The following is a 4,105-nucleotide window of genomic DNA, read 5'->3' as shown; positions in this document are numbered from 1 at the left end:
CTGGACATAGTCCTGACCGATCAGGTGATCGACCTGCTGGAGGAGCGCGCCGATGTCGCGATCCGCACCGGGCCGCTGAGGGCCTCGCAGCTCGTGGCGCGGAAGCTCGGGGCGAGCCGCATGGCGGTGGTGGCGTCGCCGTCTTATCTGGAGCGCTTCGGAAATCCTCGAACGCTGGACGATATCGCCTCCCACAACCGCATCGGCTTCAACTTCGCCCGCAGCATCGAGGAATGGCCGTTCCTGGAGGCGGGTGCAATCCGCACGGTGCCGGCCTGCGGCGACGTGCAGGTAGGAGACGGCGAGACCGCGCGCCGGCTGGTGCTGGCCGGGGTAGGACTGGCGCGGCTGTCGCGCTTCCATATCGATCCGGACATCCGGGACGGGCGGCTGGTGCCGGTGCTGGAAGACCTCAACCCCGGCGATGTCGAGGAAATCCACGCCGTCTTCGTCGGCGCCGGGCTGCACCTTCCGGCGCGGGTGCGCGCCTTCATCGATTATCTGGCCGGCAACGTGAAGCTCGGGGTCACCCAGCTATGAGCGGTATAGTCGATCTCCGACCACGCCGATGGCTGCGGCGGCATCCCCGGCAGCAGCGGCCGGTCCACCGGTTCGAAGGTCACGCGGACGCGGATCGCCTTGCGGCCCTCGGTCAGGCGGAGCGGCAGCAGGAACTCGTCGTCGCGTAGCCGTACATCGGTCTTGTAGACCGCCGGGTTGGGCGGGTCGGTCTCATGGGCCGGGAAGCTATGGTAGTAGGTGGTCGAGCCGGCGAGATACCACGTGCCGGCCGATTCCCATTGGGGCGCCGAGGCATCGGCGTCCGCTATCCAGACCTCGGCCTTCTGGTCGGGCAGATCGTAGTCCAGCGTCCGGCGCAGCATCACGCCCCTGTTGTCGGGCCGGATGTTCAGCGTGAACTCCGAACTGCCGCGCGTCCGGCGGCCAAGGCCGGGTTGCGGTGCGGTGGCGTCGGGCGACCGGTAGCCATGATCGCTTTCCGATCTTTCATCGCCTACGATCAGGCGGTCGGTCTGGACCAGCGACGCCGCCGGCAGCCCGTACCAGTAGGTCACCGTCCGGTACTGCTCGGCCATCTCGTTGAGGCCGCCGTGTTCCAGCTGGATGCGGGCGTTCCGGCCGAACGGGAACAGGTCGGCCAGCAGGAACCGGTAGGCGGAGTGGACCAGATCGTCCTCCGTGCGGGCGTCCTCCGGCCGGGGCGCGCCGATCGGATGTCCGGCGAAGGGCAGCGTCATCGTCTGTCCGCCCCAGTAATCGCCGCCGCCGCCCCATTCCTCGGTTCCGGTGCCATGGGCCTGCGGCGTCAGGGCGTCGTCGAAGTAGAAGCGCGGATCGCCCTCCAGCGTCCGCAACTCGGCCCGGTCGGTGAAGGTGAACGACGTGCCGACGAACGATCCCGACCAGTCGCCGCTGCCCTCGATCCCGCGCGTGTCGAGCAGTACATGGTCGCGGCCCGGTTCTCCGCCGCCATGGTCGCGGTAGGTCGCGTGGAAATACCCGACGGAGGCCGGGTCCCCGCCGAAAGGCTGGTGGCGGATCTCGGCGGTGAGCGGGACGGGGGAGGACAGGCCCTGCGGCGGGACCAGTTCGATCCGGGCGGACCGGAAGAACGGCATCGGGAAGTAGCAGTCGAGATGCACGGCGTCGGCGGCGTAGCGGATGCCGACCGGAAACGCCTTCACCAGATGCTCGGCGCCGTCGCGGTTGTGCAGCAGGCCGGCGCCGAAGAACAGCGCCAGCGGTGCGTCGATCGACGGCGCCGCCCTGTCGTCCCAGGTGACGCGCAGCCGGGCGTCCGACAGTTCGCGGGCACGGTCGCGGGGGATCGTGAGTTTCAGCGCGCGGATCGTCGCGGAGCCGGACTGTTCGAACAGCGCCGCCGTCTTGCCGGGGGCGAGGGTGACGCGGCGTTCGGCGCGGGCGATATCCCGGGGCGCGATGTCCGTCCCGGCGCGGGAGATCAGTTCCAGGATCTTGGGATCGGGCGGTTTGGTCAGGTCGAAGGGGACCAATGGAGTGGATAGCGGAGTGCCCTCGGCGAACTGGTGGTAGATGTAGTAGCCGGTGCCGTAGAAGGTCCGGCCATAGGCCAGCCTGAGGGAGCGGTCGAAGGCGATCGGCACCCAGTTGAGATTGGCGCCCTTTGTCGCGGACCATGTCCACGCCAGTGGGGGCGGGAAGATTGCCGCCGGCTCAAACGTCGAATTCGGGACGGGATGGTCCGGGTCGGCGGTGCTGCTCCCGCGCACGACGTAATCGGTGCCGTCCACCTCGTAATGCCACGGGCTGCCATGCCAGTGATTGGTGCGGACGAAATACAGGACCCCGCGCCCAAGGATATCCAGCGCCACGTTGAAATCGGGACGTTCCGCGTAGAGGAAGTGCGAAGCATCGGCCGTGCGGTTGCCGCCCTCACGGTCGTAGGTCGAGCGCATATAGGCCCGGACGCCGATCCGCTGCTGGGGCCAGCGATCCCACAGGGCATAGGCGTCGAGGCCGACGGGAACGGGGTCGGCGGCATGGGTTGGCGTGGCGAAGGCGCAGATCAGAGCTGTTGCCGCAAGGATCGAACGCTTCATGCTGGTTCCTTCGGTACCTGGGAAGTCGATGCGCTTACCCCCTCACGGCTCGAACCGCTCGAACGCTTCCTTGTAGTCCGGATGCCAGCGCGACAGCGGCGGGCGGTTCTGGATGATGTCCTCCGCGGCCCAGCGGATGCGCTTGTTGTCCATTTCCCGCGACACGTCGTTGTCCGGGCACAGGATGTAGAAGTCTCCGTTCGCCATCGAGTCCATCATGAAGTCCACGACCTGCTCGGCCGTCCACGCTCCCGCCGGCTTCTCGGTAACGCCCTTGGCGCGGGTGAAGCCGGTGAAGGTGAAGCCGGGGATCAGCAGATGGGCGGTGACCTGGCAGCCCTCGACATTGCGAAGCTCATGCGCCAGCGCCTCGGTCACGACCTTCACGCCGGCCTTGGTGACGTTGTAGGCGGTGTCGCCGGGCGGGCAGGTGATGCCCTGCTTGGAGCCGGTGTTGACGATGGCGGCCGGCTTGCCCTGGTCGATCAGCGCCGGACCGAAGACCTGGACGCCGTTGATGACTCCCCACAGGTTGGTGGCGAGGGTGTCGCGCCAGCGTTGCGGATCGGCGAACAACCCGCCGCCGCCTTCGCGGGCCGCGTTGTTCATGACTACAGCGATATCGCCGAATGCTTCGAACGCCTTGTCCTTCAGGCGCCTGACCTGCTCGGCGTCGGAAACATCGGTCGGCACGGCGATGACCTCGCCGCCGGAGCGGCGGATCGTCTCGGCGGCGGCTTCCAGCGCTTCGGCGTCGATGTCGGCCAGGCAGATCTTCATGCCCAGCTTGGCGAAGCGTTCGGCGGCGGCAAGGCCGATGCCGCTGGCGCCGCCGGTGATGACGGCGGCGCGGTCGGGTGCTAGGGCGGGATGCTGTGGCATGGTGGTTTCTCCGGGAGCCGGTTTCGTGGCCCATTCCATGGGCGATGGCTTTTCAATCCTTTATACGGCTATCTTCATAATTCTGTTCCTTGACAGAGGCCGCCGGCGGTGGCGACGATTGATTGACGTCCTGTTGCGGTGCCGGAATCCCAGACATGCCAGAACCCAAGACATGATCGAAATCACCCGAATCCTGGGCCACTGCGACGATCCGGACCTGTCGGCCCGCATCCATCACGCGGCCCACCATGGCGGCATCGAATATCTGCACATTCCTCCCGCCGAAGCAGCCCGCCGCCGGTTCCGCGCCGTGACCGACATGGGCAGCGAGTGCGCCGTGATGCTGCCGCGCGACCAGGGCATCTTCGACGGTGCCGTGCTTCTGCTGGAACACGACCGCGCCGTGGTGGCGCGCCTGACCGAGCAGCACTGGCTGCGGCTGCGGCCGAGCGATGTCGAGGGCGCCGCCCTGGAACTGGGTTACCATGCCGGCAACCTGCACTGGCGCGTCCGCTTCGACCACGGCGATCTGCTGGTGGCGCTGGACGGCCCTCGCGAGACCTATGTGGCGCGGCTGGCCGACCTGATGGACGAGGGCAAGGTCGAGGTCGCCGGTGAGT

Annotated in this window: 4 protein-coding genes; 2 read left to right on the top strand and 2 right to left on the bottom strand. The window is 67.6% G+C overall.

All coding sequences use genetic code 11. The features are described from left to right. Nucleotides 1-540 (top strand): LysR substrate-binding domain-containing protein (locus tag AC5JJ6_RS02030; protein ID WP_496040442.1); only part of this gene is annotated, 540 nt, incomplete at its 5' end. On the opposite strand, the gene AC5JJ6_RS02025 is transcribed toward AC5JJ6_RS02030, so the two are convergent. Together AC5JJ6_RS02025 and AC5JJ6_RS02020 are read right to left on the bottom strand one after the other, a co-directional pair. Continuing rightward, the gene (locus AC5JJ6_RS02025; protein WP_496040441.1) at nt 498-2,603 is read right to left on the bottom strand and encodes a DUF2961 domain-containing protein; all 2,106 of its coding nucleotides are present in this window, start codon (nt 2,601-2,603) and stop codon (nt 498-500) included. The two genes, AC5JJ6_RS02030 and AC5JJ6_RS02025, sit on opposite strands and share 43 nt — an antisense overlap. Nucleotides 2,604-2,645: 42 nt before the next feature. After that, nucleotides 2,646-3,485: an SDR family NAD(P)-dependent oxidoreductase gene (locus AC5JJ6_RS02020; protein ID WP_496040440.1), complete on the bottom strand. Its 840-nt coding sequence runs from the start codon at nt 3,483-3,485 to the stop codon at nt 2,646-2,648. 172 nt (nt 3,486-3,657) lie between these two features. Between AC5JJ6_RS02020 and ureE the strand changes: the two genes are divergently transcribed. After that, nucleotides 3,658-4,105, top strand: a 448-nt coding sequence (ureE, locus tag AC5JJ6_RS02015; protein WP_496040439.1) for an urease accessory protein UreE, incomplete at its 3' end; no start/stop codon positions are given.

The sequence above is a fragment of the Skermanella sp. genome (genome assembly GCF_059503625.1).
Note: the sequence above shows the minus strand (reverse complement) of the source record. Positions and strands in the feature narration are given on the sequence as shown.